This window comes from Pontibacter silvestris (assembly GCF_020907275.1).
In the GTDB taxonomy this organism is placed as follows: Bacteria; Bacteroidota; Bacteroidia; order Cytophagales; family Hymenobacteraceae; genus Pontibacter; species Pontibacter silvestris.
The window spans coordinates 1-6,736 of the sequence record NZ_JAJJWI010000053.1; the positions used below are offsets into that span (position 1 = coordinate 1).

Annotated in this window: 5 protein-coding genes; all 5 read left to right on the forward strand. The window is 39.7% G+C overall.

Going from position 1 to position 6,736, the window contains the following annotated elements; genetic code table 11:
• Positions 1-724: 724 nt before the first annotated feature.
• Positions 725-2,602: a response regulator gene (locus tag LN995_RS21220; protein WP_229963103.1), complete on the forward strand. Its 1,878-nt coding sequence runs from the start codon at positions 725-727 to the stop codon at positions 2,600-2,602.
• A gap of 527 nt (positions 2,603-3,129) precedes the next feature.
• Complete coding sequence (locus LN995_RS21225; RefSeq protein ID WP_229963104.1) at positions 3,130-3,993, forward strand: ABC transporter permease; 864 nt, start codon at positions 3,130-3,132, stop codon at positions 3,991-3,993.
• Positions 3,994-4,000: 7 nt separating this feature from the next.
• The gene (locus LN995_RS21230) at positions 4,001-5,278 is read left to right on the forward strand and encodes an ABC transporter ATP-binding protein (protein ID WP_229963105.1); all 1,278 of its coding nucleotides are present in this window, start codon (positions 4,001-4,003) and stop codon (positions 5,276-5,278) included.
• A 20-nt stretch (positions 5,279-5,298) separates the two neighbouring features.
• Positions 5,299-6,624, forward strand: coding sequence for a glycosyltransferase (locus LN995_RS21235; protein ID WP_229963106.1), 1,326 nt, complete (start codon positions 5,299-5,301; stop codon positions 6,622-6,624).
• A partial coding sequence (locus LN995_RS21240; RefSeq protein WP_229963107.1) for a glycosyltransferase family 2 protein occupies positions 6,582-6,736 on the forward strand: 155 nt, incomplete at its 3' end. The genes LN995_RS21235 and LN995_RS21240, both read left to right, overlap by 43 nt.

Here is a 6,736-nt window from a genome sequence, read left to right on the forward strand (position 1 = left end):
CAAAGAAACACCCTTTTGATCTATGATATATCAAGGATAGTTAAAGTACTGTTAGTGTCCCTCCTGCTCTTTAAAAAGGGTTGAAGCGTAAGATTTCTATTAGCTTCTGCAAGAACAGTTCATCCTTACATTTTTAGTAATATTAGATACTTAAATTGTAAGGCTGGCATCAATATTACTTAATCAGTGAAAGCAAAAGGTATTTTCTCATAGCAAACTGGTCTCTGTCGATAATTAATTGTCTTGAGCCGTATCTGCTGTAGCTTTTCTCTGCTTAATTCCTTTATCAATAAGTACTTCCTTTGTACATCTAGTTACCAATGTTGTTCCCAAACCGCTCCTTAGATTCGAATGGGCTCTCCTTTGAACTTACGCTCTGTTTGTCAGAGCAATTGGTGCAGCGCATCTATTCATGCTGCTCTTAAGAGTATCAACTAATAAACAGTCTATATGAATAGAAGACATAAGCTCAAACAACTATTATGTCAACTATAAATTGCACTAAACTTAAATATATTAGCACTCGTTCATTATAATCGTTCTTGTAAGGAAATTATTTTACCAAGATGCTGCTTAGTATATATATTTATATATCTATATACCGTAAATTTTCGTAAACAGAGTGATATAATGTTCACTTATCTCGGTGGAGTTGTTTCTTCAGACAGAAAGCTGGCAGGGAAGTAGGTGCAGATTATAGTAAAGCAGCAATACGAAGCGTAAAATGGAATTCTCAAGGCAAATAATAGATTCATCTCCCAATCCAATATACATAAGAAACGAGCATGGAAAGTTTGTGCTGGTAAATAATGCGTTTGCAAAATTACATGGACAAACAGCTGACGCTTTATTAAGCAAAGGTTCAATAGATATTGATTACTCTTATGAAAGAGACCTTGAAATTATCAGATCAAAATTAGCTGAAGCCGTAACGTTCGAAGAACTATATAAACTGGAGAATGGAGATAAACAGTGGTTTAGTACCACAAAAAAAATACTCACGCAGCCAGATGGTTCTCTGTATGTACTTACTATTTCTTCTGATATAACTCCCTTAAAGAAAGCCGTTCAGTTAGCAGAAGACTCAGAAAAGAACAAGGAAATTTTTCTGGCAAACATGAGTAGCGAGATCAGAACTCCCGTTAATGCAATTACAGAATTGGCTCAGTCTATGAAAAAGAACTCCTTAGCGCAGGAGCAGGAAGAGGGGCTTAATATGATACTGTCTATTGCAGATAACTTGCTGTCAGTTCCAGACAACATTCTTGATCATGCTAGTCTGGAATCAGGGAAAATAAATCTGGTTGTACAGCCTTTTTTAATTACTTCTATTTTGAATGACGCTAAAACAGCATTGAAGGCAAGAGCAGAGGAGCTTGGAGTTCTATTGAATCTAAAGGAGCCATCTGATGATCTTATTCCGTTAGTGGAGGGAGACCCGTATAGATTAAGCCAAGTGTTATTCATCGTTACTAATCATGCAATAACACTGGCTGAAAGGGGCAAGGTGCACATAACAGCAAGTGTTAAAGAGAGGCAAGGCAAAGTGATTTTTGTGGAGTTTTGCGTGAAAAGTTCAAGTGAGACCCTGGATGAAAGTAAGCTGCAAGTTTTAGGGCAATGTGAGAATAGTTTTGCACAGCTTTATGGTGATACAGCGCGTGGGCTTACTTTATGCAAAAATTTAATTGAGCTTCAGGGAGGGCGAATGTGGCAGGAGAGTGACCTTTCGGAACAAAGTAAAAGCTTTTGTTTTAACCTGCCCTATGTTGTAAGTGATAAAGCCGCCGTGTCAGGTGAGAAGGAACAACCTATCCCTACAGATAAATTAAAGGGGCTAAGAGTTCTTTTAGCTGAAGACAGCCGTATCAACCAGCTGCTCGCTATGTCTATGCTACAATCTTGGGAGATTGATGTTGATTTAGCTTATGATGGTGAAGAAGCTCTGACAAAGGCTAAAGAAAAAGAATATGATCTTATTTTAATGGATATACAAATGCCCAGAATGGATGGCATAGAAGTGACATTTAGGATCAGAAGTGAGAGTAATCCTAACCAAAGCGTGCCAATTGTTGCTTTTACTGCCAATGCAAGAAGTTATGAAGGAGAGAAATATCAACAGCTTGGCTTTTCTGACTTCCTGTTCAGACCTTGCCATGAGTCAGAACTGCAACATATTATTGCTGCTAATGTTGGCCAGGAAACTGGAGCAGTTCAGCCGTACAATATGGTGGATGAAGGTAAAGAACAACCCTTATTCGATTTCACCGGGCTAGGTGATTTGGCAGATGATGCCTTGTTTATTAGGAAGATGCAGAAGTTATTTATTGATACGGTACCTGATCAACTAGCTGAACTTACAGATGCGTTTCATAAGAAAAATTGGGGCGTAGTAGCTCTAACGGCTCATAGACTTAAGTCAACTTATGGGAACATTAAAATTAAAGATGCTACCGAAGCCTTACGGAAAATAGAAGACATAGCAAGGAAAAAAGCTGATACTGATCAGGTAGGAAGCTTGTTAGAGTTTGTTGATAAGATTACCAGTGATGTGTTAAGTGCTTTTAAAAGCCAGTTAGATAATTCAGGGGCTAATGATTAAAAGTTCAGGAGTAAAAAGTTAAAGCTTGGTGGTAGTAAATAAAGCTAGGAATGAAATTCTGAATAGTACCCATTTAGGTGGTGTAAGTAGTGCAATAACAGCTGTTTCCTTGAGAGTATTTTACTGATTTAAGAGTCAAAACTCCAAATGCAGATTAAAGTAAGTTATAACTCTTAATGAGTTAATAAAGAGACAGTTTATAGTTGTGCTGATAACTTTGCTCACATGGAACAGGTAATAAATAATTATTTTATTGTCCTGTTTTGATCAATGAGGTTCATTAAGTTCTCATTTCAGTTGTGCAAAATAAGGAGCATAAGTGTAACATTTTTTGAAAGAAATTGTAATCCATGTCTGATTATTCCTGAACGGAGTTTATAATGTATATTTTTGCCTAATTTTGTTAAAAATTTGAGACATATTAATGAGTTAAGAGTTAGGTGGTACATTTTGGTTTAAAGATATCTTTTAATTATTTTTTATAATTTTAGTATTTATTATTACTTTTTAGGTAAAATAAGCATAGTATGTCAACAAATGAACGAAAGTGGGATTGGGAAATAGGATCTAAAACAAGCTACTGGGGGTGGAGTTTGCCTGAACTGTGGGCTTATCGGCATCTGGTGGCAAATCATGTGAGGCGCGACTTTTTATTAAATTACCAGCAGACAGTTCTGGGACCCGTCTGGATACTGATTCAGCCAATTTTTACTCTGGTTACTTATATTGTCGTTTTTTACAAGCTGGTTGGAATCTCAACAGGTAATGTGCCTGCTGTCTTATTTTACTTTTCGGGTATTGTGCTCTGGAATTTCTTTAACGATAGCTTTGGAGGTACAGCTTTTACCTTTAAGGAGCATGCACACGTTTTTAGTAAAGTTTATTTCCCTCGTATTTTAATGCCTATTTCAGCTTTAAGTACACACTTTCTGCGTTTTTTGATGCAGCTGTTGCTGTTGGTATTAGGTACTGTTTACTATTGGTTATTTCAGGGCTTTGAGCTTAGGTTTCAGCCGTGGATATTCGCTTTGCCTATTGCTATCTTTTTGGTAGGTACCATAGGTTTGGGCTTAGGCCTTATTTTTTCTGTGCTGACAGCCAAATACCGCGACCTGATAAACTTTGTTAACCTGGGCCTGCGGCTGTTCATGTTCCTGACACCTGTTATATACCCTGTTGCATTTATCTCTGAAAAAGCTGCTTGGGCACAGTGGCTAGTACAGCTAAACCCACTAACACCGTTATTCGAGTTATTTCGCCTGTCTTTGTTTGGGGAGGGTACCGTAACAGTTATTCAGTTGGCCTATAGTGCCTTATTTGCAATAGTCTTGTTGTTTTCAGCCTTACTAGTATTTAACAAGCAAGGTGACAAACTAATAGATGTAGTTTAGTTCAAGCATGGCAGACATCGTAATAGAAGTAGAAAACTTATCCAAAATGTATCGCCTCGGCACCATTGGTACTGGCTCTCTTCGCCAGGACCTGCAGCATTGGTGGACAACGGCTGTACTCAAAAAAGAAAATCCGTTTTTTCAGTTACAGGGGCATGAGGGTGCTCATCATAAAGATGTTATCTGGGCTTTACAGAATGTGAGCTTTGAGATAAAACAGGGGGAAGCTTGGGGAATTATCGGTAGCAATGGCTCTGGCAAATCAACGTTGCTTAAAATTCTTTCGCGCATTGTGAGGCCTACCAGAGGCAACGTAAAAGGCAGAGGTAAAGTAAGTAGCTTGCTGGAAGTTGGAACAGGTTTTCACCCTGAATTGACAGGTAGAGAGAATATTTTTACCAGCGGCTACATTTTGGGTATGAGCAAGAATGAAATTCGTAGCAAGTTCGATGAAATTGTTGCTTTTTCGGGAGTTGAAAAATTTATTGACACACCTGTAAAACGTTACTCTTCTGGTATGTATGTGCGCTTGGCTTTTGCCGTGGCGGCACACCTGGAGCCAGATATTCTTATAGTAGATGAAGTATTAGCTGTAGGTGATGCAGACTTCCAGAAGAAGTGCCTGGGTAAAATGCGGGATGTATCTCAGAAAGATGGTAGAACAGTACTATTTGTGAGCCACACCATGCAGGCTGTTAACAACCTTTGCGACAAGGCGCTGTGGCTGGAGAAAGGGCACATGAGAGAAATTGGAGCAGCGTCAGCAGTTGTTAATAAATATCTGGCAGGCCTTCAGCACTATAAAATGAATGAAAGTTGGGATAATCCAGAGGAGGCACCAGGAAATGAATGGATAAGGTTTAAGTCCATTGAGCTTGTACCACATCTAGAGGATGAAAATGATCCCATAGATATTCGAACACCCTTAACCGTTCGGTTCAAGTTTTGGAACATGCAGGATAATGTGGTCCTGAACATGGGAATGGACTTATTTAACTATGGTGGCGAGTGCGTTTTTGATGTACCTTCCACCACAATGCTTTGCCAAAAAGGTCTGGTGGAAGGCGAGTGCAAAATTCCTGGGAACTTCCTAAACGATGGTTCTTATTATCTTTCTCTTATGGTAGTGAAAGATGCTTCAGTAAAATTATTTTATCTGGAAGAATGCCTTTCATTTGATGTCGCAGATTACAGAGGCGATACAAACTGGTATGGTAAATGGCAGGGCGCAGTCAGGCCGCGGTTCCCTTTTGAAATCAGGCAGTCAGAAATGGTTCTTCAATAATATTTTGTTTACCCCCGCTTATGCAGGCTCATCACTCATACCAAATAAATCATGTTTATTTAGATAAACAACTGGCATTTCCAGAGCAACGCACCAATGGGCAAGGCTATTATCTTGTTTTTTGGTGGAAAGAGGTAGCACTCGGGGAGTTGTTTATATCATCAGATCAAACCCTTACAGGAAAAGAATATCTTAAAAGGCTCGAAGAGATAATTTTACCAACTATTCGCTTCTATGCTAAAGATAAACCTGAGTCAATAAAAGAATGGCAACGCTTACTGCATAATCAGGAGCTAACAGAGTGGCGTAAGTGGATGGAAAGCCTATTTGCGTCTTATGTTGCTGATTCAGTACCTGCCAGTGTACCTGTTTCTGTTGTTATCTGTACCCGCAACCGTTCCGCTGACCTGGACCAGTGCCTGCATAACCTGGAAAACCTGACATGTGTACCCGAAGAAATCGTAGTTATAGATAATGCTCCTACTGATACTTCTACCCTACAGGTGGTTCAGAAACATAATGGTGTAAGGTATATTATGGAGCCAAGACCTGGGCTAGATATTGCCAGAAACACCGGAGTTGTAAACGCAAAAGCTCCTATAGTTGCTTTCGTGGATGATGATGTGCTGGTAGACCCTTTGTGGGTGTACAAAGTATGGGAGGGTTTTAAAGATCCATCTATAGCAGCTATGACAGGCTTGGTTATAGCATCAGACCTAAGCACTGAGGCGCAGTATTTGTTTGAGAAGTGGTGGAGTTTTAACAGGGGTTATGTGGATAAGGTGTATGACAAAGCCTATTTCGAGGCAACATTAAACCATGGGCCGCCTATATGGGAAATCGGAGCCGGGGCTAATATGGCTTTCCGCAAATCTGTGGTAGAGGAAGTCGGGTATTTCGATGAGCTGTTGGATGTAGGTGCTGCCGGGTGTAACGGAGACTCTGAAATGTGGTTTAGAATACTAATGCGTGGATACACTATAAAGTATAACCCAAGAGCAGTAGTTTTCCATAAACACCGCAAAGACCTTAAGGACTTAAACAAGCAGATGTTCAGTTACATGCGTGGTCATGCAGCAGCAGCCCTGATTCAGCAAAGTATGTGCAAAACTGCTGGCTACAATCGCTATTTATTTTGGGTGCTGCCTGTTTGGTATTTGAAGATGGTTGTCAGAGGTTTTCCTAAATACGAACTACGCTACGGTCTTCTAAAGTCTGAAATAACAGGGCTTTGGTCAGGCGTCAGGTATTACTTTAACAACAGAAGTCGGACGAAGCGCAATAACGAAAAACTATTAAATCAATGGAAAGAAAAAAGTCAGCAGAAGCTCCATTGGTATCAGTAATCATACCTTGCTATAACCACGCTCATTTTCTCTCAGAAGCCATTGAGAGCGTGCGGGAGCAGGGCTATGCACCAGTAGAGATAGTGGTGGTAGACGATGGCTCCACAGATAA

Coding starts and splice junctions, on each gene's coding strand:
- LN995_RS21220 (WP_229963103.1), top strand. CDS start 725: ATGGAATTCTCAAGGCAAATAATAGATTCATCTCCCAATCCAATATAC.
- LN995_RS21225 (WP_229963104.1), top strand. CDS start 3,130: ATGTCAACAAATGAACGAAAGTGGGATTGGGAAATAGGATCTAAAACA.
- LN995_RS21230 (WP_229963105.1), top strand. CDS start 4,001: ATGGCAGACATCGTAATAGAAGTAGAAAACTTATCCAAAATGTATCGC.
- LN995_RS21235 (WP_229963106.1), top strand. CDS start 5,299: ATGCAGGCTCATCACTCATACCAAATAAATCATGTTTATTTAGATAAA.